This is a genomic window from Methylobacterium sp. HJ2, from assembly GCF_056431005.1.
The window spans coordinates 259957-285761 of record NZ_JBWJYM010000006.1 but is presented as its reverse complement, the minus strand read 5'-3'; the positions used below and the strand labels follow the sequence as shown (position 1 = coordinate 285761).

At 71.6% G+C, this 25805-nt stretch carries 26 protein-coding genes; 6 read left to right on the top strand and 20 right to left on the bottom strand.

Features of this window, described 5'->3' with window-relative positions; all coding sequences use genetic code 11:
- Positions 1-6: 6 nt before the first annotated feature.
- On the bottom strand, positions 7-1305 hold the full coding sequence (locus ACS5RC_RS16780; protein WP_478345110.1) for an RsmB/NOP family class I SAM-dependent RNA methyltransferase: 1299 nt from the start codon (positions 1303-1305) through the stop codon (positions 7-9).
- Positions 1306-1464: 159 nt separating this feature from the next.
- Here ACS5RC_RS16780 and ACS5RC_RS16775 point away from each other — a divergent pair, with 159 nt between their 5' ends.
- The gene (locus ACS5RC_RS16775; protein ID WP_478345022.1) at positions 1465-1635 is read left to right on the top strand and encodes a hypothetical protein; all 171 of its coding nucleotides are present in this window, start codon (positions 1465-1467) and stop codon (positions 1633-1635) included.
- Here ACS5RC_RS16775 and panE read toward each other — a convergent pair.
- The 5 genes from panE to ACS5RC_RS16750 form a co-directional block, all read right to left on the bottom strand.
- On the bottom strand, positions 1629-2576 hold the full coding sequence (gene panE / locus ACS5RC_RS16770) for a 2-dehydropantoate 2-reductase (RefSeq protein WP_478345021.1): 948 nt from the start codon (positions 2574-2576) through the stop codon (positions 1629-1631). The genes ACS5RC_RS16775 and panE overlap by 7 nt on opposite strands.
- A 66-nt stretch (positions 2577-2642) precedes the next feature.
- Positions 2643-3056 (bottom strand): type II toxin-antitoxin system VapC family toxin, encoded by a 414-nt coding sequence (locus tag ACS5RC_RS16765; RefSeq protein WP_478345020.1) that lies wholly within the window; start codon positions 3054-3056, stop codon positions 2643-2645.
- Complete coding sequence (locus tag ACS5RC_RS16760; protein WP_478345019.1) at positions 3053-3289, bottom strand: hypothetical protein; 237 nt, start codon at positions 3287-3289, stop codon at positions 3053-3055. Before ACS5RC_RS16760 ends, ACS5RC_RS16765 begins: the two co-directional genes overlap by 4 nt.
- 83 nt (positions 3290-3372) lie before the next feature.
- Positions 3373-4866: an IMP dehydrogenase gene (gene guaB, locus ACS5RC_RS16755; protein WP_478345018.1), complete on the bottom strand. Its 1494-nt coding sequence runs from the start codon at positions 4864-4866 to the stop codon at positions 3373-3375.
- Between the two features lie 303 nt (positions 4867-5169).
- Positions 5170-6057 (bottom strand): DUF3313 domain-containing protein, encoded by an 888-nt coding sequence (locus ACS5RC_RS16750; RefSeq protein WP_478345017.1) that lies wholly within the window; start codon positions 6055-6057, stop codon positions 5170-5172.
- A gap of 270 nt (positions 6058-6327) precedes the next feature.
- On the opposite strand from ACS5RC_RS16750, the gene ACS5RC_RS16745 reads away from it, so the two are divergent.
- Entirely contained in the window at positions 6328-7749 is a 1422-nt protein-coding gene (locus ACS5RC_RS16745; protein ID WP_478345016.1) for an MFS transporter, read from the top strand.
- 85 nt (positions 7750-7834) lie between these two features.
- Here the strand turns inward: ACS5RC_RS16745 and ACS5RC_RS16740 are convergent, their stop codons facing one another.
- Positions 7835-8350 carry a DoxX family protein gene (locus tag ACS5RC_RS16740; RefSeq protein WP_478345015.1) on the bottom strand — a complete coding sequence of 172 codons (516 nt, stop codon included), beginning with the start codon at positions 8348-8350 and terminating at the stop codon, positions 7835-7837.
- A gap of 77 nt (positions 8351-8427) precedes the next feature.
- A complete protein-coding gene (locus tag ACS5RC_RS16735; RefSeq protein WP_478345014.1) occupies positions 8428-9702 on the bottom strand; it encodes a multidrug effflux MFS transporter in 1275 nt (424 codons plus the stop codon).
- Between the two features lie 200 nt (positions 9703-9902).
- Here ACS5RC_RS16735 and ACS5RC_RS16730 point away from each other — a divergent pair, with 200 nt between their 5' ends.
- Complete coding sequence (locus ACS5RC_RS16730; protein ID WP_478345013.1) at positions 9903-10076, top strand: YqaE/Pmp3 family membrane protein; 174 nt, start codon at positions 9903-9905, stop codon at positions 10074-10076.
- Between the two features lie 48 nt (positions 10077-10124).
- Here ACS5RC_RS16730 and ACS5RC_RS16725 read toward each other — a convergent pair whose 3' ends face one another.
- From ACS5RC_RS16725 to ACS5RC_RS16715, 3 genes are all read right to left on the bottom strand, one after another.
- Positions 10125-11675: a L,D-transpeptidase family protein gene (locus ACS5RC_RS16725; protein WP_478345012.1), complete on the bottom strand. Its 1551-nt coding sequence runs from the start codon at positions 11673-11675 to the stop codon at positions 10125-10127.
- 135 nt (positions 11676-11810) lie between these two features.
- A complete protein-coding gene (locus tag ACS5RC_RS16720) occupies positions 11811-12575 on the bottom strand; it encodes a DUF1796 family putative cysteine peptidase (protein WP_478345011.1) in 765 nt (254 codons plus the stop codon).
- Positions 12572-13525, bottom strand: coding sequence for an acetyl-CoA carboxylase carboxyltransferase subunit alpha (locus ACS5RC_RS16715; protein WP_478345109.1), 954 nt, complete (start codon positions 13523-13525; stop codon positions 12572-12574). Before ACS5RC_RS16715 ends, ACS5RC_RS16720 begins: the two co-directional genes overlap by 4 nt.
- A 192-nt stretch (positions 13526-13717) precedes the next feature.
- Here ACS5RC_RS16715 and ACS5RC_RS16710 point away from each other — a divergent pair, with 192 nt between their 5' ends.
- Positions 13718-14074, top strand: coding sequence for a hypothetical protein (locus ACS5RC_RS16710; RefSeq protein ID WP_478345010.1), 357 nt, complete (start codon positions 13718-13720; stop codon positions 14072-14074).
- 227 nt (positions 14075-14301) lie between these two features.
- Here the strand turns inward: ACS5RC_RS16710 and ACS5RC_RS16705 are convergent, their stop codons facing one another.
- Positions 14302-15675: a PleD family two-component system response regulator gene (locus ACS5RC_RS16705; protein ID WP_478345009.1), complete on the bottom strand. Its 1374-nt coding sequence runs from the start codon at positions 15673-15675 to the stop codon at positions 14302-14304.
- Positions 15676-15730: 55 nt separating this feature from the next.
- Positions 15731-16105 carry a response regulator gene (locus tag ACS5RC_RS16700; protein WP_478345008.1) on the bottom strand — a complete coding sequence of 125 codons (375 nt, stop codon included), beginning with the start codon at positions 16103-16105 and terminating at the stop codon, positions 15731-15733.
- Positions 16106-16181: 76 nt separating this feature from the next.
- On the opposite strand from ACS5RC_RS16700, the gene ACS5RC_RS16695 reads away from it, so the two are divergent.
- Entirely contained in the window at positions 16182-16481 is a 300-nt protein-coding gene (locus ACS5RC_RS16695) for a DUF3572 domain-containing protein (RefSeq protein WP_478345007.1), read from the top strand.
- Positions 16482-16496: 15 nt separating this feature from the next.
- Here the strand turns inward: ACS5RC_RS16695 and ACS5RC_RS16690 are convergent, their stop codons facing one another.
- From ACS5RC_RS16690 to secA, 5 genes are all read right to left on the bottom strand, one after another.
- The gene (locus ACS5RC_RS16690) at positions 16497-17381 is read right to left on the bottom strand and encodes a cell envelope integrity EipB family protein (protein WP_478345006.1); all 885 of its coding nucleotides are present in this window, start codon (positions 17379-17381) and stop codon (positions 16497-16499) included.
- Between the two features lie 91 nt (positions 17382-17472).
- Positions 17473-17805, bottom strand: a complete 333-nt coding sequence (locus ACS5RC_RS16685) for a DMT family transporter (RefSeq protein WP_478345005.1) — start codon at positions 17803-17805, stop codon at positions 17473-17475.
- Positions 17806-17807: 2 nt separating this feature from the next.
- On the bottom strand, positions 17808-19127 hold the full coding sequence (tcuC, locus tag ACS5RC_RS16680; RefSeq protein ID WP_478345004.1) for a tricarballylate/proton symporter TcuC: 1320 nt from the start codon (positions 19125-19127) through the stop codon (positions 17808-17810).
- A gap of 113 nt (positions 19128-19240) precedes the next feature.
- Positions 19241-19930 (bottom strand): dethiobiotin synthase, encoded by a 690-nt coding sequence (gene bioD, locus ACS5RC_RS16675; protein WP_478345108.1) that lies wholly within the window; start codon positions 19928-19930, stop codon positions 19241-19243.
- A 308-nt stretch (positions 19931-20238) separates the two neighbouring features.
- The gene (gene secA / locus ACS5RC_RS16670; RefSeq protein ID WP_478345003.1) at positions 20239-23142 is read right to left on the bottom strand and encodes a preprotein translocase subunit SecA; all 2904 of its coding nucleotides are present in this window, start codon (positions 23140-23142) and stop codon (positions 20239-20241) included.
- A 322-nt stretch (positions 23143-23464) separates the two neighbouring features.
- On the opposite strand from secA, the gene ACS5RC_RS16665 reads away from it, so the two are divergent.
- Positions 23465-24391, top strand: coding sequence for a peptidylprolyl isomerase (locus ACS5RC_RS16665; protein ID WP_478345002.1), 927 nt, complete (start codon positions 23465-23467; stop codon positions 24389-24391).
- Between the two features lie 46 nt (positions 24392-24437).
- Here ACS5RC_RS16665 and ACS5RC_RS16660 read toward each other — a convergent pair whose 3' ends face one another.
- Both ACS5RC_RS16660 and hemH read right to left on the bottom strand, forming a co-directional pair.
- Positions 24438-24593, bottom strand: coding sequence for a hypothetical protein (locus tag ACS5RC_RS16660; protein WP_478345001.1), 156 nt, complete (start codon positions 24591-24593; stop codon positions 24438-24440).
- Between the two features lie 100 nt (positions 24594-24693).
- The gene (gene hemH / locus ACS5RC_RS16655) at positions 24694-25779 is read right to left on the bottom strand and encodes a ferrochelatase (RefSeq protein ID WP_478345000.1); all 1086 of its coding nucleotides are present in this window, start codon (positions 25777-25779) and stop codon (positions 24694-24696) included.
- Positions 25780-25805 lie beyond the last annotated feature (26 nt).

Below are 25805 nucleotides of genomic sequence, written 5' to 3'. Positions count from 1 at the left end.
GCGCGCTCACGCCCGCCGTTCGAGCACGGCCACGTAGAACCCGTCCGTGCCCGTCAGGGCCGGGCTCATCTGCAGGCCGTGGCGGGTGAGCCGGACCGCGTCGGCGAGCGTCGGCAGGGCCTCGGCGATGACCCGCTCCGCGGGCGCCACCGCAAATCCTCCGGTTCGTGCGAGGAAGCCGTCCAGCGCCCCGTCGTTCTCCTGCGGCAGCAGCGAGCAGGTCACGTAGACGATCCGGCCCCCTGGGCGCGCGAGGCGGGCGGCCCTGTCGAGGACGGCGGCCTGCTCGGTCAGCCGGGTGGCGAGGCTGCCGGGGCGCAGCCGCCATTTCGCGTCCGGATTGCGCCGCCACGTGCCCGTCCCGGTGCAGGGCGCGTCGACGAGGACGCGGTCGACCGTGCCGTCGAGATCGGCCAGCACGTCCGCCCGCGCGCGGCCGGTGCGCGGCGTGCGCACCTCGGCCGCCGCGCCGGAGCGGCGCAGGCGCTCGTGGATCGGCGCGAGGCGGCGGGGATCGTCGTCGGTGGCGATCAGCCGGGCGCCGTTGCGGGTCTGCGCGGCGAGCGCCAGCGTCTTGCCGCCGCCGCCCGCGCAGAGATCGACCACGGTCTCCCCGGCCCGCGCCCCGGCCAGCAGGGCGGCGAGCTGCGAGCCCTCGTCCTGGATCTCGTACCAGCCGTCGAGGAATTCCGGCTCCACATGGAGGGCCGGCCCGCGCCCGTCGGCGCCGATCGGGATGCGCAGCCCCTGCGGCGCGTGCGGCGTCGGCTCGGCCCCGAGATGGGCGAGACCGGCCAGCGCCTCGTCGCGACCGCGCTTCAGCGCGTTGATCCGGATGTCGAGGGGCGCCCGGCGGGCCAGGGCCTTCAGCTCGGGGATGAGATCCGCGCCGAGCAGGCCTCCCAGCTCGGGGAGCACCCAGTCCGGCACGTCCCCGGCGACGGCCGGCGGCGCGTCGGCGAGATTGGCCGTCTCCAGCCGGGTGCGCTCGTCGGCGCTCAGCGGCTCCGGCCCGAAGCGCTCGCCCGAGAACAGCGCGGCCACCGAGGGGGCGGCGAGCCCCTGCTGCAGGCGCAGCGAGCCGATCAGCACGGCGCGCGGGCTGTCGTCGGCCATGATCCAGGCGGCGGAGGCGCGTCGGCGCAGGGCGTCGTAGACGAGGCTCGCGATCGCGCCGCGGTCGCCGGACCCGGCGAAGCGGTGGGCGAGCCCCCAATCCTTGAGGGCGTCGGCGGCCGGTCGGCGCCGGGCCGCGATATCGGCCAGGACCTCGATGGCGGCGGAGCAGCGGGCGGTGGGGGTCAGGGTGATCTCCTAAAGACTCTGTTTACGATGCCGTCAAACGGCCACGCTTCGCCCGCCGCGGGGCCACGATACGGCCGAGCTTCCGGCCCGATCGGGGCCCAGAACGCCCGTCATCGGGCCTCTCGGCACGATCCCGACATCCGAAGGCCGGAGATCCGCATGCTTCCCCTCCCCCGTCTCGTGCTCGCGGGCCTCGCCGCGCTGGCCCTGGCCGCCTGCTCGACGGCGCCCGCCGCGCCCGACCTGACGCCGCCGCCGCGCCCGCGACCCGACGCGAAGACGCAGCTCGAGTACGGCAGCCCGCCGCCCCCGCCGCCCGGCCGCTACTGAGCCTCCCGGGCGCGCCGCGCCTCGTAGGCCTTGAGGCCTGTATAGACGATCTCCAGGAGCGGGCGCGCGGAACCGGGCGCCCGCGCCCGCCCGCGGGCGATCAGGTCGCCGACGACGTGGTCGGCCTCGATCCGCCCGTCGCCCAGGATGTCGCGCAGCATCGAGGCGGTCATCGGCGAGCCCTCGGCCGTCAACGTCGCGCGCGCCTGGGCCGCCACCTTCTCGCGCGGGGCGTGGCCGCTCGCCGCCGCGATCGCGAGGCATTCCGCGTGGAGCCCCGTGATCAGCGCCTGTCCGCCCGGCGCCGCCAGGATGTCGCCGATCGCGGCCCGCATCAGGGTGGTGGCGCCCGCGAGGGTCGCCAGGAACACCCACTTCTCCCACATCTCCAGCACGATCCGCTCGCTGAGCCGGGCCTGGAAGCGGGCGCCCTGCATCAGCGCGTCGATGGCCTGGATCCGGTCGGAGCGGCCGCCGTCGCGCTCGCCGTAGGTGAGGCTGCAGAGCTCGCTCATGTGGCGGATCTCGCCCTGGGCCCCCACCGTCGCCACGATGGCGCAGGACCCGCCGAGCACCCGGGCCGGTCCGAAGGCCGCGTCGAGCCGGTCGAGATGGGCCATGCCGTTCAGCACCGGCAGGACCACCGTGCCCTCGGTGACCGCCGGGGCCACGTCGGCCACCGCCGCCTCGAGGTCGTAGGCCTTGCAGGACAGGACGACGAGGTCGTAGGCGTCCGCGCCGGCCCGCAGCTCAGCGGCGGTCACCGTCCGCGGCGCGGCGAGGGTGAGGTTGCCGAGCGGGCTGTGCACCACCAGACCGTCGGCTGCCAGCCTCTCCGCCCGGGCCGGGCGGACCAGGAAGGTGACCTCGCGCCCGGCCTCGGCGAGCCGGGCCCCGAAATAGCCGCCGGTCGCCCCGGCCCCGACCATCAGAATGCGCATGCGCCATCCTCCGCGAAATGAAACAGGAAGGACCCCGTCCCGGACCCTTCCCCCGCGCATCGCCGATCAGTGCGAGGGACCGATCAGCCGAACCGCACCGCTCCAAGAATGCGCCTGAAGCTGTCTGACCAAACGCGCATCGGCCGTCACGAGCGTGGCGCCCCATCGTTCGGCGGCCGCGAGATAGAGCGCATCGTAGTGGGTGCAGCCGATCCGGGCTGCGATGTCCAGCGCAGCTGCCGCGATCTCGTGGACGGCGCGTGTCTGAACGAGGATCTGCAGGGCTGAAAGCGATTCCTGTGCGTGTGCTAGGGTGATCGCGCCCGCTCGAAAAGCCTTCAGGAGCGTATTGCCGACCTCGACGAGGATGTGTTCGGGAGCGGTTCGAACATCGTCATCAGCGAGAATCGCCTCAGCCGCGTCGCTGAAGGGTTCCGGTAGAAACCACTTCGTGGCGACGCAGGCGTCGATCACGATCATCGACCGTCGCGATCGGCTCTGATCAGGGGCGTGCTGTCGGGCACGATCCGCGAGATCGCCTTGGCCCTGATGGTCCGGGACAGAGCGATCGCCTCCCGTGCCGGCAAGGCGTTCCTGTCCCGGATCCCGTCCTCCTGGCGGTGCCGCCCGACCGAGGAGGCGCCGCCCTCCTCCCGCGGCAGCTCATGGACGGCACGGATCCGTGCGAGCGGCAACCAGTTCGGCATCGTCATGGCCCCTGAGTTCCGGCCGCTCCCATAGATAGGGAGGAACTCTATGCTTTCATCAAGGCGAATCTGCCCGGTTCGGGCAGGCCTCACGTCCGCGACGGATAGTTCGGGCTCTCGCGGGTGATGGTGACGTCGTGGACGTGGCTCTCACGCAGGCCCGCGTTGGTGATGCGGATGAACTGCGCCCGCTCCTGGAAGTCCGGGATCGTGGCCGCGCCGACATAGCCCATCGCCGCGCGCAGGCCGCCCGCGAGCTGGTGCAGCACGGCCGCCACCGGGCCCTTGTAGGGCACCTGCCCCTCGATGCCCTCGGGGACCAGCTTGTGGGTGTCGCTGACCTCGGCCTGGAAGTAGCGGTCGGCGGAGCCCCGGGCCATCGCGCCGACCGAGCCCATGCCGCGGTAGCTCTTGTAGGAGCGGCCCTGGTAGAGGAACACCTCGCCCGGGGCCTCGTCGGTGCCGGCGAGGAGCGAGCCCAGCATGGCGACCGAGGCGCCGGCCGCGATCGCCTTGGCGAGATCGCCCGAGTACTTGATGCCGCCGTCGGCGATCACCGGCACGTCGGCGTCGTAGGCCGCTTCCACCGCCTCCATCAGGGCGGTGAGCTGGGGCACGCCGACGCCCGCCACGATGCGGGTGGTGCAGATCGAGCCCGGGCCGATGCCGACCTTGATGGCGTCGGCGCCCGCATCGATCAGCGCCTGGGCGCCCTCGCGGGTGGCGACGTTGCCGGCCACCACCTGCACGGCGTTCGAGAGCTGCTTCACCCGGCGCACCGAATCGAGCACCTTGATCGAGTGGCCGTGGGCGGTGTCGACCACGATCACGTCGCAGCCCGCGTCGATCAGGCGCTCGGCCCGCTCGAAGCCGCTGTCGCCGGTCGTCGTCGCAGCCGCCACGCGAAGGCGCCCCTGCTCGTCCTTGACGGCGTTCGGGTAGGTGACCTGCTTCTCGATGTCCTTGACGGTGATCAGGCCGATGCAGCGGTAGTGGTCGTCCACGACCAGAAGCTTCTCGATCCGGAACTGGTGCAGCAGGCGCTTGGCCTCGTCCTGCGTCACGCCCTCCCGCACGGTGATCAGGCGGTCGCGGGTCATCAGCTCGGAGACCGGCTGGCCCGGATTGGTGGCGAAGCGCACGTCGCGGTTCGTCAGGATGCCGACGAGCTTGCCGCGCGAGCCGTTCGGGCCGCGCTCCACCACCGGTATGCCGGAGATGCGGTTCTTCTTCATCACCTCGAAGGCGTCGGCGAGCGTCTCGTCGGGATGGATGGTGATGGGGTTGAGCACCATGCCCGACTCGTACTTCTTCACGAGGCGGACCTGCTCGGCCTGCTCCGGCGGCTCGAGGTTGCGGTGGATCACGCCCATGCCGCCGTTCTGGGCCATGGCGATGGCCATCGGCGCCTCGGTCACGGTGTCCATGGCGGAGGCCAGGATCGGCAGGTGCAGGTGGATCGAGCGCGTCAGCCGGGTGGCAAGGTTGACCTCGGCGGGCATCACGGAGGAGGCCGCGGGACGGAGCAGAACGTCGTCGAAGGTCAGGCCCTCGATGATCGAGGCGGCGCTGATGGGGGCCATGTGCCAACTTCCCTGCAGGGTGCCGGGCCCCCGAACGGGCGCCCCGAGCATGAACGGGTTGGCACGGGCCGTTACCACGCGGAACGCCGCCCCGCCAGGGCGATCCCGCGGCGGCGCAACAGGAAAGCGCGCCGGGGCGCCTTGCGTCGGCCGCATGGCGCCTGCCGGCAGCCGGATGCGGGGCCCGCGCGCCCGTCGCCGACGAGCCCGGCCCAGCGTCGACGCTCCCTCGCGGGAGCGGGGCGGCGGGCATCCGCCAGACGCGCCGTGCCGGCGCTGGGCCGGCATCGGCGCCGCGTCGTCTCAGCGCATCGGGACGCCCGGCCCCTTGTCGGTCCAGTCCGGCGGCAGGCCGATATAGTCGCCGACGATGCCGTCGACGCCGGGCGGGCGGCCGAAGGCCTCGCAATCGGGATCGAGGGGCGCCTCGCCCAGCGTGGTCACGCGGACGCGGTCCCAGGTCGGCAGCGTCAGGGGCGCCCGGAACGGATCCTGGCCGGTGGCGAGCAGGAAGCCGAAATCCTGGCCGAAATCGCCCGCGAGGTCGTAGGCGTCGCTCGCCGGCGAGAAGCGCGGCTGGCTGGTGAAGGAGTTCGCCGCCCCGCCCCACACCATCGCGGCGCGCTGCTCGCGGCGGCTGTCGAGGGCCTCGGCCTCCACCGTCAGGCTGCCGAGGCCGATCGGCACGCGGGGGATCGGCACGCGCCCGATCCCCTCGGCGAAGCCCACGCCGAGCTGCGAGGCGACGGAGACAGCCCCCGAGAGCCCGATGGTCGAGCCGGCGCCCACGAGGTTCGTCGCCTCGACGCGGGTCACCTGGGCGCGCACCGTCAGGTCGGCGGCGCGGGTCGAGACCACGTCGTAGCGCAGGGACAGCTCGTAGCAGAGTGCCCGGTCGGCGTTGTTGGCGATGATGCGCCGCTCGACGTCGTTGAGCGGGGCCGCCCCGGCGACGTTGGCCGGGAAGCGCGTCGGGATGATGCGCACGGTGCGGGTGCGGGCGAGCGCCGCCTCATCGGCGTAGAGCCGCGCCGTGGTCGAGGCCTCGGTGCTGGGCCGCAGCCGGTCGTAGCGCGTGAGCGAACCCATGTCGTTGAGGAGGACGGTGCCGCAGGCGGCGACCGACAGCATCAGGGCGGAGGCCGCGGCGAGGCGCGGCAGCGATCGGGGCTTCTCGGGCCTCGGGATCATCCGGACACTTTCCTGAGGGGCGGCCTTGCCTGGGCGGCGGCCTCGGGTCCCGCCCGCTTCCTGAAAAGCGCGGGACGCCGCTGGATCTGTGGCCGAGCTTAGGCCCGTCGCGGGCCCCCCGGAAGGTCCGCGCGCGCCGATCGTCACGATCGGAAACAATCCGTGGCCGATGCGCCACGGGTCGGTCTGCCGCAGCCCCGGACCGGACTGCATCTTGCGCGCGGGCGGTGCGGATGCGACCGAGCCCCGTCCCGTCGCCCGTTGAGCCCGATGCGCCCCGCCCGGATCGTCCCCCTCGTCGTCGCCACCGCCCTGTTCATGGAGAACACGGACTCGACGGTGATCGCCACCGCCCTGCCGACCATCGCGGCGAGCCTCGGCGAGGATCCGATCGCCCTGAAGCTCGCGCTCACGGCCTACCTCGTCAGCCTCGCGATCTTCATCCCCGTCAGCGGCTGGATGGCCGACCGCTACGGCGCGCGCACCGTGTTCCGGGCGGCGCTCGGGGTGTTCATGCTGGGCTCTCTCGCCTGCGCGGCGGCGAACGGTCTCGCGAGCTTCACCGCCGCCCGCTTCCTGCAGGGCCTCGGCGGTGCCATGATGGTGCCGGTGGGCCGGCTCGTCATCCTGCGCAGCGTGCCGAAATCCGAGCTCGTCACGGCGCTCGCCTATCTGACCATCCCCGCGCTGATCGGGCCGATCCTGGGACCGCCGCTGGGCGGCTTCATCACCACCTGGCTCGACTGGCGCTGGATCTTCTTCATCAATCTGCCGATCGGCTGCGCGGGCATCGCGCTGGCGACCCTCTACTTCGAGAACCTACGCGAGGCCGAGCGCCCGCCGCTCGACCTGTTCGGGTTCCTGCTGCTCGGGCCGGGGCTCGCGGCCCTGATGCTCGGGCTCGCCTCGACCGGGCGCCATCTCCTGCCGGTCTGGATCACCTGGGCCTGTCTCGGCGGCGGCGCCCTGTTGCTCGCCCTCTATTTCCGCCACGCGCGCAGCGTGGCGCACCCGATCCTGCGCCTGGACCTGATGCGCTACCCGACCTTCCGGGCCGCGGTGACGGGCGGCAGCCTGTTCCGCATCGGCACCGGAGCGATCCCGTTCCTGCTGCCGCTGATGCTGCAGGTCGGGTTCGGCCTGGACGCGCTGCATTCGGGGCTGATCACCTTCGCGGCGGCGGCGGGGGCGATGTTCGTGAAGACGGTGGGCCCCCGCATCCTGCGCACCTTCGGCTTCCGGCCCGTGATGGTGGCCAATTCCGTGCTGGCCGCGGCCTTCCTCGCGGTGAACGGGCTCTACACCGCGCAGACGCCGCACTGGCTCATCATCGGCCTGCTGTTCCTCGGCGGCTGCCTGCGCTCGATCCAGTTCACCTGCATCAACGCCATCGCGTATGCCGATCTCGAGGCGCGCGAGATGAGCGCGGGCACGAGCCTCGCGAGCGTCGCCCAGCAGATCTCGCTGAGCCTCGGGGTGACGCTCGGCGCCCTCGCCCTCGAAGGCGCCGCGGCCTGGCACGGCCGGACCGCCATCGCGGCCCAGGATTTCGGGCCGGCCTTCCTGGCGGTCGCGCTGATCTCCGGCGCCTCGGTGCTGGCCTTCCGCCGGCTCAGCCCGGATGCCGGCGCCGAGGTCTCGGGCCGCCGGGTGGTCGAGGCCGCGCCCGCCGGGGCACCGGGGCGGAACTAGCCGCCCGTCCCGCGCGGATGCCGGTCCGGCCCGGGCGGCACCCAGGCCGCTGCTAGGCTTTCACTAGGTCTTGGCCAGGGCTTGGCTAGGCTGCCGCGCGCGCGGGGCGGGCCCGCTTCGGGCCGTTGGCGTTGGCGGGCTTGCGCGGCGCCGCCTTGCCCGTCCCCCTTCCCTCGCCTTTGGCGGCCGGCGCCCCCGCGCGCCAGCCCTGCCAGCTCCAGGCGCCGGGCCCCGCGAGCGCGTAGATCAGGAAGCCGCCGGCAAGCCCCAGATCGGCGAGCAGGAGGGTGCGCTCGGTGATCGCGGCCGGGCCGACGAGGTGCCAGAACGGGTGCAGCACGATCGCCATGCCGGCGGCGAAGCCCGCGAGCGCCAGCCCCGTCAGGCGCGGCAGCACGCCGAGGATCACGGCGAGCGGCCCGAAGACCTGGACCACCACCATCGCTGTCGCCACCGCGTTCGGCGCCGGCACGCCGGAGCCCGCGAGGGTCAGGGCGAAGCCCGAGACGTTGAGCGCCCGGCCGATGCCCGTGGGCAGCAGCGCCGAGGCCAGCAGCAGGCGCGCGGCGAGGCTGACGGCATCGTGGGCTCTGGCGATCATCGGGCGGCTCCGGGCGCGGGTTCGATGCTGGAGCCTGGGATCAGCCGCGTTGAGACCCCGTTAAGGGCGCGCGCCCGTCAACCGGAAACGCCGCCGCGGAACAGGCGCCCGTGCTCGGTCCAGGCCACCACCACGAGAGCGAGGGCGCCGAGCGCCGCGTAGCCGATCCCGATCGGCAGCGTGGTCCCGTCGAAGGACTGGCCGATCAGGTAGCCGCAGAGCGCACCGAGGACCGTGGTGTAGAAGCCGAGGAACGAGGAGGCGGTGCCCGCGATGGCGCCCAGCGGCTCCAGCGCCAGCGCGTTGAAGTTCGGCATGGCGAAGCTGATCAGGAACTGGTTCAGCGCCAGCACCCCGAGGAACAGCCCCAGCGGCGGGCGCCCGCCATAGGCGAGGCCGACGCCCACCTGGGCGAGGCCCACGATCACGAAGGCGACGAGCCCCGCATGCGAGAGCGGGCGCATGCCGAGCCGGCGCACCACCCGGGCGTTGACGAGGGTCGCGGCCCCCATCGCGCCCGCCACGAGCCCGAAGGCCAGCGGGAACAGCGTGCCGAGATGGTAGAGGCCGGTGTCGAAGACCTGCTGGGCCGAGCCGACATAGCCCATGATGCAGCCCGTGAGCAGGCCGAGCGCCGTGGCGTAGCCGATGGCGACCCGGCAGCGGAGGGTGGCCATCAGCGCCTCGCCCGTCGCGCGGATCGAGAGCGGCCGGCGGTAGGCGGGGTGCAGCGTCTCGGGCATGCGCAGGCCGAACCAGACGGCGAGCCAGGCCGCGAGCGCCAGCATCGAGACGAACACGTAGACCCAGGACCCGAACGCCAGCATGGCGCCGCCGATGGCGGGGGCGACCATCGGCACGATCAGGAACACCATCATGATGAGCGACATCACGCTCGCCATCTCGCGTCCGGCGAAGCGGTCGCGCACGATCGCGGTCGAGAGCACGCGCCCGCTCGCCGCCCCGATTCCCTGCACGATGCGGGCGGCCAGCAGCCAGCCGAACGAGGGCGCCACCATGGCGAGCCCGCTGCCCGCCACGTAGATCGCGAGGCCGCCGAGCAGGACGGGCCGGCGCCCGAGGGCGTCCGAGATCGGCCCGTAGGCGATCTGCGCCAGCCCGAACCCGATCATGTAGACGTAGACGAGGAGCTGCAGGTGGTTCGCGTCGGCCACGCCGAAGCGCGCCTGGATCGCCGGGAAGGCGGGCAGCAGGTTGTCGATCGAGATCGCGGTCACCGCCATCATCAGGGCGACGATGGCCACGAACTCGGTGAAGCCGGGGCCGACCCAGGCGCCGGGCGCGCGCAGGCGCTCGCCTTCGGGCGGATTCGGCCGGATCGGTGCGGTCACGGAAGCCTCGGGCTGTGTTTGCCGGCCGGGACGGGGATCCGGCGCAGCCCTCCCCTCCTCCGTCAACGCGGCGGCTCTGTGACGCGACCCATGCGACCGCGGCGGGCCAGCCTCGCGCGCCCGGAGGCGGCGATCACCGGCGTGGAACGGAAACGGCCCCGCTTCGTTGGGCGGGCATTCCTCGCAACACCGGAGTTCCCGTGTCCAGCCTCGTCCGTATCCTGCTCGCGATCTTCATCCCGCCGGTCGCGGTCCTGCTGACCACAGGCTTCGGCCTGCAGTTCCTGCTCAATATCGTGCTGTGGATCCTGGGCTGGCTGCCCGGCACCATCCACGCGCTCTGGCTGATGAACCGCGACCGCCCGCTGGTCTGATCCGGACGCCCGCTGGTCTGGTTGGGACGCCCGCTCGGGGCGCCCGTTTCACGGCGCCTTGTCGGCCCGCGCGCCGGGCTTGCGCGCCTCGGCGACCTTGGCGGGCTCCGGCTTCCGCTCGGCACCCGCGGGCTTGGCCGTCCCGGCGGGCTTGGCTGCGTTCGCGGTGTGGGCCGCACCGGTTGTGTGGGCCGCGCTGGCGGTATGGGCCGGGTCGTGGGGCTTGCCCGCCGGCTCGGGCCGGGCTGCCACCTTCGCGGACGGATTGGCCGTGAGGCCGTTCGGCGCGGCAATCGCCTGGTCGGCGGCGGGCGTCTCCGGGGCCGGGCCCGGTTTGCCGACGAGCTTTCCGAACACGGCCCCGAAGGCGGAGGGATCGCCGTCGGCATCCGCCACGGTGACGCGCGCCGGCCGCACGGGCTCGGTCTGGGCCGGCTCGGATCCGACCGCGTCGGGCTTGGCCGCCAGCATCAGCGGCGCCGGCCCGCCGCCCGTGCGGGCGAGTGCTACGGCTGCGGCCTTGCTGGGGATCGGCGCCGCGGCGAGCATCGTCGGGGCGGCCTTGCCCCTGGGGGCGGTCTTGGGCTCGAACGGGATCTCTTCCGGGCCGGCGGCCAGGGTCTCGGGGCGGCTGACCTCGCCCAGGTTGTGCCGGCCGAAATCCTTGGCGCTGTAGGGCAGCTCCTGCTCGGTCGTCCCGAGGCTCGCGAAGGCGGTGGCGTTCGGCGGGCGGAACACCGGGTTCTGGCCGCCGTCCTGGTAGACGACGCGCACGGCCGGCGTGCCCTTGGCCACCAGCTCGGCGATCTGCTGGTCGTCCTGCGCCCGCTTCTCGGCCACGAGCGGATCGACCTTCGGGCTGCACGAGCCCGCCGCGGCGTCCTGGCCGCCGAACACGTACTTGCTGCCGCAGAGCCCGACCTTCGGCTCCTCGCGCAGGGCCTCGAAATAGTCCGAGCCCTCCTTGAGGTTCTTCCAGAACGGCGCGTTCGGGTCGTTGCGGAACTTGGCCATGTTCTGGGCCGTCATCCGGAACGGGTAGGACTGGAACTGGAACGCGCGCTGTCCGCCCGCGAAGGCCTCGCGGGCGATGGCGTAGATCTCCGACATCGAGGCGTCGGTCATGGCGAAGCACCCGGCCGAGGAGCAGGTGCCGTGGACCATGATGTAGTTGCCCGTGCGCCCGTTCGCGCGGTCGAAGGCGTTCGGGTAGCCGGTGTCGAAGGAGAGGTAATAGGCCGAGTTCGGGTTCATCTGGCCCGGCGTGATGGCGTAGAACCCTTCGGGCGCCTGCCGGTCGCCCTGCTTGGTCTTCGGCCCGAGCTGGCCGGACCAGCGGCAGATAGGGAAGGTCTTGAGCAGCGCGTACTGGCCGTTCGCGCCGCGCTTCCAGACCTCCATCTCCGCTTCCTTCTTGTAGGCGCGGACCAGGATCGGGTCGGACTGGCTCATCCCCTTGGTTTGCATCAGGGAGAGCGTCTGGGCGGGAATCGGGGTCAGGTGCCGGGTCGACGCGCCTCCGACGAGGCCGTCCTGACAGGCGCCGAGGCTGAACGTGACCGCGATGAGACAGGCAGCCGCGAACGGGCGCACAGCCATGGGGAACCTCGTCATCGACCATCACCCGCGGGCGTTCGTGCCGACGTCGGGCGTTACTCCCCAAACCACTAGCCGCGTTAAACTTAGCGCGTCGTTACCGCAATGACGCGCAAGACACACCGGCCCGCTTTCACGTCACGCGAGATGTGCGGGATGGCACGCCGCTTCCGCGGCGACGAGATCGAGCAGGAACGCGTCGTCGGCCGGGTCGGCCAGCCGCAGGCCCACCGGCGCCGAGGGCGTCTCCACGGTGAGGCGGCGCAGGTCCGGGCGCGGGTCCTCGGTCCCGGCCAGCCGGCAGGCGGGCGCGCCCGGCAGGATCTGCACGACCGTGAGGTGGTTCCGGGCGGGCGTCCCGGCCAGCACGTCGCAGAGGCTCGCGACGGTCTCGGGCGCGATGTGGAGATGGCTCATCAGCCAGAGCCGGTTGCGGGTCTCGGGCCCGGCAAGCGCCGTGCGCAGGCGGCGGGCGCCGGCGGCGAGGAAATCGTAATCGGCCGCGCTCGCGGCCGGATCGTGGTGGTTGAAGACGCATTCGAGGCCGTAGCGCGCCCGGTACAGGCGGTGGCGCCCGCGCCAGATCCCCGGCCCCTGCCGCTCGGCCTCCGGGATCGATTCCAGTTCCGCCCGGTCGGTCAGCGCCGCGAAATCGTCGGCGAGGCAGTCGCGCACCATCTCGGGCAGGGTGAAGAGCCAGTCGAACGGGCCCGACCACGTGCGCAGCCCGAGGGTCTTGAGGGCGTGCGCCATCTGGCAGTTGCTGCCGAGGGAGACGTGGTTGCGCGGCCCCGGCTCGCGGGCGTCGTGCCGGGGCCGGCCGCCGCGCAAGGCGCGCCGGAAGGCGCCGAGCAGGCCGGGCCCTCCGGCCGGACCCGGCGCGGCCCCGCCCGGGGCTCTCACAGACGGCGGCCGATCTCGAGGAACTTCGCCGCGCGCCGGTCGCGGATCTCGGCGGGTCCGAGGCCCTCGAAGCTCTGGAGCGCACCGTCGAGGGCGTCGCCCGCGGCGCGGATCGCCCCCTCGCGGTCGCGATGCGCCCCGCCGGTCGCCTCCGGCACGATGACGTCGATCACGCCGAGCCGTAGCAGGTCCTGCGCGGTGATCTTCATGGCGGTGGCTGCGTCGTGCGCCCGGCCCTGGTCGCGCCACAGGATCGAGGCCGCGCCCTCGGGCGAGATCACGCCGTAGATCGCGTGCTCCAGCATCAGCACGCGGTTGGCGGTGGCCAGCGCGATGGCGCCGCCCGAGCCGCCCTCGCCGATCACGAGGGCGACGTTGGGCACGCCGAGCCCGAGGCAGGCCTCCGTCGAGCGGGCGATGGCCTCGGCCTGACCGCGCTCCTCCGCGTCGATGCCCGGGAAGGCGCCAGCGGTGTCGACGAAGGCGAGGACGGGCAGGCCGAACCGGTCGGCGAGCTCCATCAGGCGCACCGCCTTGCGGTAGCCCTCCGGCCGGGCCATCCCGAAATTGTGGCGCAGCCGGGTCTCGGTGGTGGCGCCCTTCTCCTGGCCGAGCACGCAGACGGGCCGGCCGCGGAAGCGCCCGAAGCCGCCCAGGATCGCCTCGTCCTCGCCGAAGGTCCGGTCGCCCGCGAGCGGGGTGAAATCCTCGATCAGGCCGGCGCAGTAATCCACGAAGTGCGGGCGCTGCGGGTGGCGGGCGACCTGGGTCTTCTGCCAGGGCGTCAGCGCGGCGTAGATCTCGGCGAGCGCCTGGGCGGCCTTGGCCTCGAGCCGGCCGACCTCGTCGCTGATCGAGACCGCGCCGTCCCGCGCGCCGACCGCCTTAAGTTCCTCGACCTTCGCCTCGAGCTCGGCCACGGGCTTCTCGAAATCGAGGTAGGTGCGCATCACCGCCATGGTTCACAGATGTCCTCGGGGGCGCGGGCGAAGACCGACGCGAGCGGCGGGAGGTGTTGGCGAAGCGCGGAAGCGTGTCAACCGGGCAAGGCGCCGAGCCGGGAGCCGTGCAGGGAGCCGGGCCTGCCGCGCGCCGGGCGCCGGCCATGTTGAGGCCGCGATCCGGCCGCACCCTGCCGCCCCATGAGCCCGCGCATCCCGATTCGCCTCGGCGCCCTCCTCTGCGCCGTCCTCGGCGGCCCCGCCGCCGCCCAGGCGCCCCGGCCGCCGCACCCCCCCGCGCCTCCGCCCGCCGCCGCCGAGATCGAGCGGATGCGGGCGGCCCCGCGGCGCGATTTCTACCTCAAGCCCGAGACCGAGCTGGCCGCCCGTCAGAGCGACGCCAAGATGGAGGGGATCCGACGCCAGATGGACGCGCGCGTCCGGCGCGTCACCCGCAGCATCTGCGCCGGCTGCGAGAGCGGGGCCGCGCCCCGCCGCCGCGGCTCCCGCGCGCCCGCGCCCGCCCCGACCGACCCGGCGCAGGCGCGGATGGATTAGGGCCCCGGCGGCGGGGCTCGCCGTCCGCCGCGCCGGATGCCGGGTCGGGGTGGGTCAGGCCCGTCGCATCGAGGGCGCGGGGCCGTTCGCTGTGGCAACGCCACGCTGCACGCCAGCGCGGCGTGCGGCGGGTCAGACTCGCCCGACCCCGCATTCCGAGGGACCGAGCGCGAGCCGGGGCGTCTCGGCAGGCAATGTTATGGATCGCCACGCGATCGGGAGCGGCCCTAGGCCGCCTCCGCCTCGACGCGGTTCCGGCCGGAGCCCTTGGCCCGGTAGAGGGCGAGGTCGGCCCGCTTCAGCAGGTCGCCCGGCCCGGTATCCTCGGGCTGGCGCACGGCCACGCCGATCGAGACCGTGACGGGGACGCTGCGGGTGGCCCGCTGGATCGGGAAGGGCACCGCCTCGATCCGCGCCCGGATCCGCTCGGCGATGGCCTGCGCCTCGCCCAACCCGGCATCGGGCAGGATGATCACCACCTCCTCGCCGCCGTAGCGGGCGACGATGTCGATGGTGCGGGTCTGCAGGCGCACGCGCTCGGCGAAGGTGCGCAGCACCTCGTCGCCGGCCTCGTGGCCGTAGGTGTCGTTGATCGCCTTGAAGTGATCGATGTCGAGGATGAGCCCGGCCACCGGGCGGTGGCGCAGGGATTCGTCGCCGAACAGGGCGCCGAGATGGTTGTCGAGGTAGCGCCGGTTGTGCAGCCCGGTGAGCCCGTCCGTGACCGCGAGCTGCATCGAGGCCTGCACTGCGCCGCGCAGCACCTCGGAGAAGCGCTTGCGCCGGATCTGCGTGCGCACCCGGGCCAGCAGCTCGTTCCGGTCGACGGGGCGCATCAGGTAGTCGTGCACGCCGAAATCGAGGCCCCGCACGATGCGGGCGCGGTCGTGCGGCTCGGCCAGCATGATCAGCGGCACGTTGCGCGTGCGGTCGAGGGAGCGGAGCTGGCTGCACAGGCGCAGCCCGTCCGAGCCGTCGAGATCGAGGCTCACCAGGACGCAGTCGAACGCGCCCTCGGCGGCGGCCAGCATCGCCGCCTGCGGATCGGCCTCCACGGTCACCGCGTGGTGCTGGCCGAGGGCCGCGCCCATGCGCTCGGCCGCCCCCTTGCGGTCCTCGACGAGGAGCACCTTGGCGTCGAGGCCGGTGGCGGCGGCGGCCAGCGCCAGCGGGTCGCCCATACCGTACTCGCGCGACGCCAGCGCGCGGCTGCGCAGCTCGTCCGTGACCGCCTTGAGGCGCACGAGGCTGCGAACCCGCGTGAACAGCGCGGTGTCGTCGATGGGTTTGGTCAGGAAGTCGTCGGCCCCGGCATCGAGCCCCTTGAGGCGGTCCGAGGGCTGGTCGAGGGCGGTCACCATCACCACCGGCAGGTGGGCGGTGACGGGATTGTCCTTGAGGTAGCGGCAGACCTCGAACCCGTCCATGCCGGGCATCATCACGTCGAGCAGGACGATGTCGCAGAGGCCCTTCTCGCAGATCGCGATGGCGTCGGGGCCGTTCATCGCCGCGACGGTATCGAAATATTCGAGCGCGAGCTTCGTCTCCAGCAACTTGACGTTCGGAAACAGGTCGTCGACGATCAGGACGCGGGCCGACATCGTACCTCGCAGGGCGGTGCGCGACGCCGTCCCGCGAGGGTGCGGGGCCCCGGCGTCAGGGCTTCACGTCAAGATACTGGCGAACCGTTGCCAAAAACTTCGCGACCGAGATGGGCTTGGACAAATAGGCCTCGCAGCCCCCTTCCCGAATCCGTTCCTCGTCGCCCTTCATGGCGAAGGCCGTGATCGCGATCACCGGGATGTGCTTGAGGTCGTCGTCCTCCTTGAGCCACTTCGTCACCTCCAGGCCCGAGACCTCGGGGAGCTGGATGTCCATCAGGATCAGGTCCGGATGGTGGGCGCGGGCGAGCTCGATCGCCTCGATGCCGTGGGCCGTCTTGAGCGTGGCGTAGCCCTGCGCCTCGAGGAGGTCGTTGAAGAGCTTCATATTGAGCTCGTTGTCCTCGACGATCAGCACCGTCTTCTTCATGACGCGTTAATCCCGGTGCGCGCGACGCTCGTCGTTAACGGGGCTTCACCCTGCCTCTGAGCTTTGTAGGCTTTACATGTTGATGAAACGCAAACCCCTTCAAGAGGATGAATCCACCGACGCCCTCGCCCTCGACGTTCTGCTGTGGATGGCCGGCGAGCCCGATCGCCTGATACCCTTCCTGAACGCGACGGGACTTGACCCGGACAACTTGCGCTCGAATGCGCGCGACCCATCCGTCCTGACGGCGGTTCTCGACCATGTGATGGGCGACGAGCCGGTGCTGCTCGCCTGCGCGACGGCCATCGGGGTGTCGCCCGAGCGGATCGCCGCAGCCTGGCGGCGGCGACAGCCGCCGGATTTCGAGGCGCCCTGAGCGCGCCCCACCCGGTCACGGCGCGCAGGGCGCTCCGGCCGCCGTCGCCTTGTCCATCTCGAGCCGGGTCAGGTCGCCCAGAATGGCGAAGTCGCCGTAATCGAGCTTGAGCGCGCCGCTGACGCCGTTGTCGTAGAGGTCGAAGCTCAGGGTGTAGATCGGCGTGCGCTCCCCCTCCCCTTGCGTGAAGTAGCTCAGCGTCACCGGCCAGCGCCGGACCGTCGCGAGCGCACCGTCACGCAGCGGCTTGTCGCGCTCGCTGCCGGCCGCGTTCGCCGGGCCGGTGGCCGGACGGCCGATCACCGCCAGGGTATCGTAGACCTTGCGGCCATCGTCCGAACCGTCGAACACCTTGGCCTGTACGGTGGTCTCTCCCGCCCGCGCCGCCTCGATCAGCCGGCGCATGTGCCGGGTCGGGAACAGCACCGGCCCGGATTCGCCGAACTGGTCGCGCTTGGGCTCCTTGAGCCGCACCTTCAGGGCGGCGGGATCCGCGCTCGCCGTGCCGTCAACGGTCGGGCTCTCGGTGCCGTTGATCGCGCTGGCGGTGCGGAAGCGGAAGTCGTGGCCGTCGCCGCCCTCGAAGGTGGTGTTGCGCAGGTCCGAGGTGCGGCTGCCGCTCTCGCCGGATTCGAGCACCGTCACCTGCCGGGTCTGCATCGTGTAGCCGCGGCAGGCATCGCCCCGGAAGTCGATCACGATCCGACCCCGCGCGCCCTCGACCGCCCGGGTGCCGCCGCTGGAGGCGAGGGAGAGGTCGTAGACGGCGCGATGGTTGGCGAGCACCACCGGCGCGGCCTTGGCGGAAGCCTCCGGCGCTGCGGGCGCGGCGTCCGGCGTCGGCGCGGCCAGGGCCGGTCCGGCGAGGAGGAGCAGCGCGAGGGCGGAACGCAGCCGCATGGGGTTTCCTCTCTTCATGGCCCTGCAGATAGTCGGCGGGCGCCGTTCGGGCAATGATCGCGCCAAGGGGCCGCGGGCCGTCCGTCCGGGCTCAGGGCCCGGCGCTGTCGGACACGAGGTTCACCACCAGGACGCCCGCCACGATGAGGCCGAGCCCGATCAGGGCCGGGGGATCGAGGCGCTGGTCGTACACGACCCAGCCGATGCCCGAGACGAGCACGATCCCGACGCCCGACCAGACGGCGTAGGCGATGCCGACCGGCATGGTCCGGAGCGTCAGCGACAGGCAGTAGAAGGCGAGCCCGTAGCCGACAACGACGATGGCGGAGGGACCGGGCCGGGTGAAGCCCGCCGAGGCCTTGAGGGCCGAGGTGGCGATCACCTCGGCGAGGATCGCGACGGCGAGGCTGAGGTAGCCGGACACCCTCAGCGTAGGGCCGCGGTGGTCGAGAGTTCCGAGAGCCTGTCGCGCACGGCGATGCCCCGGTAGATCACGATGGTGGCGACGAGTCCGCACAACCCGCCGAAGGCCATCCACAGGCCGGGGGCGGCCTTGTTGCCGGTCGCGTCGATCAGCCAGGTCGAGACCAGGGGCGTGAAGCCGCCGAAGAGGGCGGTCGCCAGAGAATAGGCGAGGGAGAAGCCCGCCGTCCGCACGCTCGCCGGGATGATCTCGGTCAGCGCCACCACCATGGCCCCGTTGTAGCTGCCGTACAGGAAGGACAGCCACAGCAGCACCATCAGCATGTTGCCGAAGGACGGGTGGCCGACGAGCCAGGCCAGCGCCGGGTAGGCGGTGAGCAGGGTCAGGGCCGAGAAGGCGATCAGGATCGGGCGGCGCCCGATCCGGTCCGAGAGCGCGCCCATCACCGGCAGCCAGACGAGGTTCGACAGCGCGGTGCAGAAGGTGACGATCAGGCTGTCGGTGTCCGAGAGCTTGAGCACCGCCTTGCCGAAGGTCGGCGTGTAGATGGTGATCGTGTAGAACGAGATCGTCGTCATCGCCACGAACAGCATGCCGAGGCCGACGATCTTCCAGTTCTGCGCCAGCGAGGCGAAGATCTCCCGCGTGCTCGGCCGGACCTTGCGCTGCAGGAAGGCTTCCGTCTCCTGCAGCGAACGGCGGATGTAGAACAGGAACGGCACGATCGCGCAGCCGATGAAGAACGGGATCCGCCAGCCCCAGTCGTTCATGTCGGCGGGCGTCAGGGTGTGGTTCAGCCCGTAGCCGATCAGCGCGGCGAACATCACCGCGACCTGCTGGCTGCCCGATTGCCAGGAGACGTAGAAGCCCTTGTGGCCGGGCGTCGCCATCTCGGCGAGGTAGACCGAGACGCCGCCGAGCTCGACGCCCGCCGAGAAGCCCTGGAGCAGCCGCCCGATCAGGACCAGGGCCGGGGCGAGCAGGCCGATCGTGGCGTAGGACGGCACGAAGGCGATCAGGATGGTGCCGGTCGCCATGATGGTCAGGGTGACGATCAGGCCCTGGCGGCGCCCGATCCGGTCGACATAGGCCCCGAGGATCACCGCTCCCAGCGGGCGCATCAGGAAGCCCGCCCCGAAGGTCGCGAAGGTGAGCATCAGGGAGGCGAAGTCGTTGCCGGTCGGGAAGAACGACTTCGAGATGTACGACGCGTAGAAGCCGAACAGGAAGAAGTCGAACATCTCCAGGAAGTTGCCGCTGGTGACGCGCAGCACGGTCGCCACACGCGAGCCCGTCGCGTCGCTCTCGGAGTATGAGGCCATGTGATGCGTCCCCCGTTCGCCGGTCCGTGTCCGTCCCCGCGCACGAGCCTACAGCATCGTCCAGGATAGACTATCGGGCCGGCGCCGCCGGCCTTACGTTTCGGCCGGAGTTTTCATCCCTGTTCGACCAGGGCCGACAGCGGTTCGGGGCATTCCTCGTTTCGGGCCAGGATATGGACCGGTCCGCCCGCGTGGCGCGCGATGGCGTCGGCCGCGACGTCCGGCGGCGTCGGCGCGTCGGGGCTCTCGCTGACGACGATCGCCCGCAGCGGCACGGCGCGGCGATGCAGCGCCTCGCAGGCGGTGAGCGCGTGGCTGATCGCCCCGAGATAGCTGCCGGAGACGAGGAGGGCCGGCAGGCCGAGGGCCGCCAGCCAGTCGAGCCCCGTCGCCTCGGGGGTGACCGGGCTCATCAGGCCGCCGACGCCCTCGATCAGCAGCACCGCGTCGCCGGACACGACCTCCGGCCGCTCGATCTCGGCCCGGCACCAGGCGACGAGCTCGGCGAGCGCCAGCGCCCGGCCCTCCCGCGCGGCGGCCTGATCGGGGGCGAGGGGAGCTGCGAAACGCCAGGGCGAGCAGGCGGCCACGGCCTCCGGGCTCGGCGCGAGGCCCTGGGCGGCGAGGAGGCGCGCGGTGTCGCTCCCGGCGAAGTCCGGATGATCGAGGGGCGGCACGCCGCTCGCGAGCGGCTTCAGGGTCCGCACCCGCCGCCCCGAGGCGATCAGCCGCCGCGTCAGCGCGGCGGTGACGTAGGTCTTGCCGATCTCCGTGCCGGCGCCGGCGACGAACAGGGCTGGCATGGGCTGCTTCATGGCGATCGTGGTGAGAGGGCGATCCCGCCGCCCGCCCTCGGCTCGGATATTCCCACATCTCGGATGGCACCCGCGGGTTTTCCCTCCCCCTCTGCGGGGGAGGGTGCCGAACGGAGTGAGGCGGGAGAGGGGAACCCGGCTTCAGGACGACGCTCGGCATCGACGTTGCGCGCCGTCCGGAAGCGTCGCCCCCTCACCCGACCCGCTTCGCGGGCCACCCTCTCCCGCAGAGGGGAGAGGGAGTGGTCGAGCGGCGGAACCGCTAAGTCAATCCGGTAGCCCCCGAGGCCGGCCCCTCAGGCCTGGAAGCTGCCGTGGCAGTGCTTGTACTTCTTGCCCGAGCCGCACGGGCAGGGCTCGTTGCGCCCGACCCGGCCCCAGGTGGCGGCATCCTCGGGATCGCGCTCCAGCACCGCGCCGTCCGCCGAGAGCCCCTGCGCGGCGTAGCCGACGGCCGGCCCGCCCCCGCCGGCGCTGCCCGTGCCGCGGCCGGAATAGTCCATCTCGTTCTCGCCGGTGACCGGGTCGAGGTGCTGGGCGAACATCGGCGGCAGGCTCGGGGCCTCGGTCGGGAAGGGCTGCAGGCCGCCCTGATCCGGCTCCTGGAACATGATCTCGACCCGCGAGAGCTGGCTCGTCACCTGCTCGCGCAGCGACGTGACGAGGCCGTTGAAGAGGTCGAAGGCCTCCGACTTGTACTCGTTCAGCGGGTCGCGCTGGGCGAAGCCGCGCCAGCCGATCACCTGCCGCAGGTGGTCGAGGGTGACGAGGTGCTCGCGCCAGAGGTGGTCAAGGGTCTGGAGCAGCACCTGCTTCTCGATATAGGCGCTGATCTCGGCGCCGTTCTTCTCGGCGCGAGCCGCGTAGGCCTCGTCGGCGGCCTTGCGCAGGCGCTCGCGCATCTCTTCGTCGGCGATGCCCTCCTCCTTGGCCCAATCCTCGACCGGCACGTCGAGGTTCAGCACCTCGGAGACGCGCTGGGCGAGGCCCGCCACGTCCCATTGCTCGGCGTAGGCGTTCTCCGGGATGTGGGTCGCCACGAGGTCGTCGATCACGCCGTGGCGCATCTCGTCGACCGTCTCGCGCACGCTCTCCTGGCCCATAAAGTCGCGGCGCTGCTCGAACACGACCTTGCGCTGGTCGTTCATGACGTTGTCGTACTTGAGCACGTTCTTGCGCATGTCGAAGTTGCGCGCCTCGACCTTTTGCTGCGCCTTCTCGATGGCCTTGTTGATCCACGGATGGATGATCGCCTCGCCCTGCTCGAGGCCGAGCTTCTGCAGCATCCCGTCCATGCGGTCGGACCCGAAGATCCGCATCAGGTCGTCCTGCAGCGAGAGGTAGAACTTCGAGCGGCCGGGATCGCCCTGGCGGCCGGAGCGGCCGCGGAGCTGGTTATCGATGCGGCGGGATTCGTGGCGCTCGGTGCCGATGATGTAGAGGCCGCCGGGCAGGTCCTTCTTGCGGCCCGCGGCCGGGTCGGCCGGCTCGCCCGAGGCCAGCACCTTGGCGCGGTTCTCGGCGATCTCGGCCTTGATCGCCGCGATCCTGGCCTCGCGCTCGGGGCCCTCCTCCAGGCCGGCGAGCTCCTTCTCGACGCGCATCTCGACGTTGCCGCCGAGCTTGATGTCGGTGCCGCGGCCGGCCATGTTCGTCGCGATGGTGATGGCGCCCGGCACGCCGGCCTCGGCCACGATATAGGCCTCCTGCTCGTGGAAGCGGGCGTTCAGCACGGCGAAGCGCTTGGTGATCCGGCCCTCGCGGGCGGCGGCGTAGACGTCGGTCAGCGCGTTCGGGTCCGAGTAGTCGAGCAAGGTGTAGCCGTGCTTCGTCAGCATCTCGGCGATGTGCTCGGACTTCTCGATCGAGCCGGTGCCGACCAGGATCGGCTGGTGGCGGGCATGCGCCTTGTCGATCTCGGCGATGATGCCGTCGTACTTCTCGCCCACCGTGCGGTAGACCTCGTCGTCCTCGTCGACGCGCTCGACCTCCTTGTTGGTCGGGATGTCGACCACGTCGAGCTTGTAGATCTCCGCGAACTCGTCGGCCTCGGTCGAGGCCGTGCCGGTCATGCCCGCGAGCTTGCCGTAGAGACGGAAGTAGTTCTGGAAGGTGATCGAGGCGAGCGTCTGGTTCTCGGGCTGGATCGTGACCCGCTCCTTGGCCTCGAGCGCTTGGTGCAGCCCTTCCGAGTAGCGCCGGCCCTGCATCATGCGGCCGGTGAACTCGTCGATGATCACCACCTCGTCGTTGCGGACGATGTAGTCCTTGTCCCGGGTGAACAGGGTGTGGGCCCGGAGCGCCTGGTTCAGGTGGTGGACGAGCGACACGTTGTGCGCGTCGTAGAGGTCGCCCTCCTTGAGCAGACCCGCCTCGCGCATGGCCTCCTCGATGAACTCGTTGCCCTCCTCGGTCAGCGAGACCGTGCGCTGCTTCTCGTCGAGATCGTAGTGGGACTTCTGCAGCCGGGGCATCAGCGCGTCGACGGAGACGTAGAGCTCCGAGCGATCGTCGACGGGGCCGGAGATGATCAACGGCGTGCGCGCCTCGTCGATCAGGATCGAATCGACCTCGTCGACGATGGCGTAGTTGTGCCCCCGCTGACTCAGCTGGGACATCTCGTACTTCATGTTGTCGCGCAGGTAGTCGAAGCCGTACTCGTTGTTGGTGCCGTAGGTGATGTCGCAGGCGTAGCTGGCCTTGCGCTGCTCGTCGTCGAGCCCGTGCACGATGGTGCCGACGGACAGTCCGAGGAAGCGGTAGACCCGGCCCATCCACTCCGCGTCGCGGGAGGCCAGGTAGTCGTTCACCGTGACGACGTGGACGCCCTTGCCCGAGAGCGCGTTCAGGTAGACCGGCAGGGTCGCCACCAGGGTCTTGCCCTCGCCGGTCTTCATCTCGGCGATGGCGCCCTCGTGCAGCACCATGCCGCCGATCAGCTGCACGTCGAAGTGACGCTGCCCGAGCACGCGCTTGGCCGCCTCGCGCACGGTGGCGAAGGCCGGAACCAGGATGTCGTCGAGGCTCTTGCCGGCGGCGATCTCCGCCTTCAGCATCTCGGTGCGGGCGCGCAGCTGCTCGTCCGAGAGGGCCTGGATCTCGGGCTCCAGCGCGTTGATCGCGGCCACGCGCGGGCGGTAGCCCTTGACGCGACGGTCGTTGGACGAGCCGAAAATCTTCTTGGCGAGGCTGCCTAGCATCGTGAACCTGCGGACGCGCGAGCCCGCGGACGGGATGCCGTCGCGGGCCTGCCTTGGGCTGAGTTGGCCGGGCTTATAGAGGTAAACATCGGGGGGCGCATCTAAAAGAGGCGGCTCCGTCCGGCCCGCCCCCGGCGCCCGCCTCCCGTGCCGCCGATCGCGCCGCCCGCTCACGATCCGGTGTCCGGCCCCGGGCGCGGCCACGCTTGCGTTTGCCAGGCCCCCGAGCCACCTGTGACGCCGCCCGCGGCCGATTCAAGCGCTCACGGGCGGCGCCATCGACGCCTGACGGACAGGCGCATCTCCCGAGGATCCCGACGCCATGCCGAAGCCGACCCATCTCTGGCGCGCCAGCGCCCTCGCGCTCGCCCTGACGGTGCCGGGCGTGTGCGCGGCGGAGACCAAGCCCGAGAGCGCCGCCCCGCCGGCGTCCCAGGCTCCGACCCAGGCGCCCGAGGCGCAGGCGGCGCCGATCAAGGACGACACCGTGGTGGCGCGCGTGAACGGCGCCCCGATCACCGGGGGCGACCTCGCGGTGGCGGGCGACGATCCGGCCCTGTCGCTGCCGGGCGTCGACGACGCGGCCAAGCGCGGCCTGCTCGTCGACTACCTGATCGACCTCAAGGTCGGCGCGCAGGCGGCCGAGGCCGCCAAGGTCGCCGACAGCCCCGATTTCAAGCGCAAGCTCGGCTATTTCCGCGACAAGCTCCTGCTCGACGAGTACCTCGAGCGCGAGGCCAAGAAGGCCGCGACCCCGGAGGCCGCCAAGGCGGTCTACGAGCAGAGCGCCAAGCTGATGAAGCCCGAGGAGGAGGTCCACGCCCGGCACATCCTCGTCGACAACGAGGCCGAGGCGAAGAAGATCGCCGCGCGGATCAAGGGCGGCGAGGATTTCGCCAAGGTCGCGGCGGAGACCTCCAAGGATCCGGGCTCGAAGACCGAGGGCGGCGACCTCGGCTGGTTCACCAAGGAGCGGATGGTGAAGGAATTCGCCGACGCCGCCTTCAAGATGCCGGTCGGGCAGGTCTCCGACCCGGTCAAGACCCAGTTCGGCTGGCACGTCATCAAGGTCGAGGAGAAGCGGATGAAGCCGCTGCCGACCTACGACGAGCTGAAGGAGCAGATCGACCAGCACCTGATCCGCAAGGCGCAGCAGGACCTGATCCTGAAGCTCCGCGCGGACGCCAAGATCGAGCGCACCGCCGCGGCGCCGCCCGCGCCCGAGGAGGCACCGGCCAAGAAGCCCTGATCGGCCGGGTGGGGACGGGCCGGGCTCTCGGGCCCGGCCGCTCCCCTCAGTACGGGCGCGACGGGTGCAGGTAGGCGGAATCGGCCGCGCGCGTCACCGGCACGAGACCGGAGGCCTGCAGCTCGTTCTGCCGGCGGAAGGCCAGGACCTCGAGGGCCGCGACCACCAGCCAGGAACAGGCGATGACGATGAAGAAGCCCATCGATGTCCTCCAGGCCGATTCGCACGGCAGAGCCTGATCATAACCGGGACCGCCGCCCCGGCAAGGTGCCTTCCGAGTAACCCGTGCGGGGCCGCTCCTGTCAGAGCCAGCCCTGCAGCTCGCGCCGCACCACGTTCTCGATCACCCGCATGCCGAGATCCGAGTCGTTGAGGCAGGGAATGTAGGCGAAGCGCTCGCCGCCGTTCTCTTCGAAATAGTGGCGGTTCTCGCCGTCGAGTTCCTCCAGCGTCTCGAGGCAGTCGGCGGTGAAGCCCGGCGCCACGATGGCCATGCGCTTGACGCCGGACTTGGCGAGGCTCTGCACCGTCTCGTCGGTGTAGGGCTTCAGCCATTCCTCGTTGCCGAAGCGGGACTGGAAGGTCACCCGCATCCGCTCCGTCGAGAAGCCGAGGGCCTCGCGGATCAGGCGCCCGGTCTTCACGCACTGGCAATGATAGGGATCGCCCTTGAGGAGGTAGCTCTTGGGCACCCCGTGGAACGAGGTGAGGATCACCTCCGGCTCGAAATCGAGCTTGGCCAGACCCTCGCGGATCGATTGGGCCATCGCCTCGATGTAGACCGGGTCGTCGTGATAGGGCGGCGAGACCCGGACGGTGGGCTGCCAGCGCATCTGCATCAGCGCCTTGAAGGCCTGGTCGCAGGCGGTGGCCGAAGTCGCGGCGGCGTATTGGGGATAGAGCGGCACCAGCAGGATGCGGTCGCAGCCCTGGTCGAGCAGGGCCTGGATGCGGAGCGACACCTCGGGCTTGCCGTAGCGCATCGCCCAGTCGACCACCACCGTGTCGCCCATCGCGGCCTGGAGCCGCTCGCACTGGCCTCGGGTGATGGTCTTGAGCGGGCCCTCGTTCAGCGCGTTGTTCCAGACGCTGGCGTAGTCGCGGCCCTTGGGGCCCGGGCGCTTCGTCAGGATGATCAGGTTGAGGAGCGGCCACCAGATCAGGCGCGGCACCTCGATGACCCGGCGGTCGGAGAGGAACTCCTTCAGATAGCGGCGCATCGGCCAGTAGCTCGTGCCCTCGGGCGTGCCGAGGTTCATCAGCAGCACCCCGACGCGGCCCCAGCGCACGGGCGGGTGCTCGGCCGGCAGGGTGCCGGCCGCGACGGGGGCCTGCGGGGCGAGGGGCTGACGGGCCGCCAGGGAGGCGGGTTCGACGCGTTCGTTCATCAACTCAAGGCTTCCGGTGCGGCGGG

What these genes read in the sequence shown, in the direction of transcription:
- ACS5RC_RS16775 (WP_478345022.1), top strand. Translation starts at nt 1,465, where the DNA reads ATGCTTCCCCTCCCCCGTCTCGTGCTCGCGGGCCTCGCCGCGCTGGCC.
- panE (WP_478345021.1), bottom strand. Translation starts at nt 2,576, where the DNA reads ATGCGCATTCTGATGGTCGGGGCCGGGGCGACCGGCGGCTATTTCGGG.
- ACS5RC_RS16765 (WP_478345020.1), bottom strand. Translation starts at nt 3,056, where the DNA reads ATGATCGTGATCGACGCCTGCGTCGCCACGAAGTGGTTTCTACCGGAA.
- ACS5RC_RS16760 (WP_478345019.1), bottom strand. Translation starts at nt 3,289, where the DNA reads ATGACGATGCCGAACTGGTTGCCGCTCGCACGGATCCGTGCCGTCCAT.
- guaB (WP_478345018.1), bottom strand. Translation starts at nt 4,866, where the DNA reads ATGGCCCCCATCAGCGCCGCCTCGATCATCGAGGGCCTGACCTTCGAC.
- ACS5RC_RS16750 (WP_478345017.1), bottom strand. Translation starts at nt 6,057, where the DNA reads ATGATCCCGAGGCCCGAGAAGCCCCGATCGCTGCCGCGCCTCGCCGCG.
- ACS5RC_RS16745 (WP_478345016.1), top strand. Translation starts at nt 6,328, where the DNA reads ATGCGCCCCGCCCGGATCGTCCCCCTCGTCGTCGCCACCGCCCTGTTC.
- ACS5RC_RS16740 (WP_478345015.1), bottom strand. Translation starts at nt 8,350, where the DNA reads ATGATCGCCAGAGCCCACGATGCCGTCAGCCTCGCCGCGCGCCTGCTG.
- ACS5RC_RS16725 (WP_478345012.1), bottom strand. Translation starts at nt 11,675, where the DNA reads ATGGCTGTGCGCCCGTTCGCGGCTGCCTGTCTCATCGCGGTCACGTTC.
- ACS5RC_RS16715 (WP_478345109.1), bottom strand. Translation starts at nt 13,525, where the DNA reads ATGCGCACCTACCTCGATTTCGAGAAGCCCGTGGCCGAGCTCGAGGCG.
- ACS5RC_RS16710 (WP_478345010.1), top strand. Translation starts at nt 13,718, where the DNA reads ATGAGCCCGCGCATCCCGATTCGCCTCGGCGCCCTCCTCTGCGCCGTC.
- ACS5RC_RS16705 (WP_478345009.1), bottom strand. Translation starts at nt 15,675, where the DNA reads ATGTCGGCCCGCGTCCTGATCGTCGACGACCTGTTTCCGAACGTCAAG.
- ACS5RC_RS16700 (WP_478345008.1), bottom strand. Translation starts at nt 16,105, where the DNA reads ATGAAGAAGACGGTGCTGATCGTCGAGGACAACGAGCTCAATATGAAG.
- ACS5RC_RS16695 (WP_478345007.1), top strand. Translation starts at nt 16,182, where the DNA reads ATGTTGATGAAACGCAAACCCCTTCAAGAGGATGAATCCACCGACGCC.
- ACS5RC_RS16690 (WP_478345006.1), bottom strand. Translation starts at nt 17,381, where the DNA reads ATGCGGCTGCGTTCCGCCCTCGCGCTGCTCCTCCTCGCCGGACCGGCC.
- tcuC (WP_478345004.1), bottom strand. Translation starts at nt 19,127, where the DNA reads ATGGCCTCATACTCCGAGAGCGACGCGACGGGCTCGCGTGTGGCGACC.
- bioD (WP_478345108.1), bottom strand. Translation starts at nt 19,930, where the DNA reads ATGCCAGCCCTGTTCGTCGCCGGCGCCGGCACGGAGATCGGCAAGACC.
- secA (WP_478345003.1), bottom strand. Translation starts at nt 23,142, where the DNA reads ATGCTAGGCAGCCTCGCCAAGAAGATTTTCGGCTCGTCCAACGACCGT.
- ACS5RC_RS16665 (WP_478345002.1), top strand. Translation starts at nt 23,465, where the DNA reads ATGCCGAAGCCGACCCATCTCTGGCGCGCCAGCGCCCTCGCGCTCGCC.
- ACS5RC_RS16660 (WP_478345001.1), bottom strand. Translation starts at nt 24,593, where the DNA reads ATGGGCTTCTTCATCGTCATCGCCTGTTCCTGGCTGGTGGTCGCGGCC.
- hemH (WP_478345000.1), bottom strand. Translation starts at nt 25,779, where the DNA reads ATGAACGAACGCGTCGAACCCGCCTCCCTGGCGGCCCGTCAGCCCCTC.